Source organism: Lacimonas salitolerans, assembly GCF_042677865.1.
Taxonomy (GTDB): Bacteria; Pseudomonadota; Alphaproteobacteria; order Rhodobacterales; family Rhodobacteraceae; genus Lutimaribacter; species Lutimaribacter salitolerans.
This window is the reverse complement of sequence record NZ_JBHUDD010000064.1, coordinates 1-590: the sequence shown is the minus strand read 5'-3', so window position 1 is coordinate 590 and position 590 is coordinate 1. Positions and strand designations below refer to the sequence as shown.

The 590-nt window shown below is 61.5% G+C and carries 1 protein-coding gene; it reads left to right on the top strand.

Annotated elements, in window-relative coordinates; all coding sequences use genetic code 11:
* Window positions 1–590, top strand: a 590-nt coding sequence (locus ACFTOW_RS13240; protein WP_379916487.1) for an IS256 family transposase, incomplete at both ends; no start/stop codon positions are given.

Below are 590 nucleotides of genomic sequence, written 5' to 3'. Positions count from 1 at the left end.
GGCTGCGGGTCAAGGACAAGGGCGTGGTCACCTCCAAGGTCGCCTATCTGGCCGTCGGCGTGGACATAGAAGGCCGCAAACACGCCCTCGGGCTCTGGATCGCCGACACCGAAGCGGCGAAGTTCTGGGCCAAGGTCGTCACCGACCTGCGCAACCGCGGCGTGAAAGACATCCTGATCGCCTGCTGCGACGGCCTGACCGGACTGCCCGACGCGATCCGCGGCGCTTTTCCCGACACCGTGGTCCAAACCTGCGTCGTGCACGTGATCCGCAACGCCATGCGGTTCATCTCCTACGGCGACCGCAAGAAAGTCGCCGCGGCCATGCGTGAAATTTACACCGCGCCGACACTCGAGTCAGCAGAAATTGCACTCAACCAGTTCGACAAAGACTTTGGTGCGCAATACCCGGCCGCGATCCAAGTCTGGCGGCACGCCTGGAGCGACTTCACGCCGTTCCTCGACTACCCGCCCGAACTCCGCAGAATCGTCTACACCACAAACCTGATCGAGAACATCAACTTCCAGCTCCGGAAAATCACCAAGAACCGCGGACATTTCGACAGCGACACCGCCGCGACAAAACTTCTC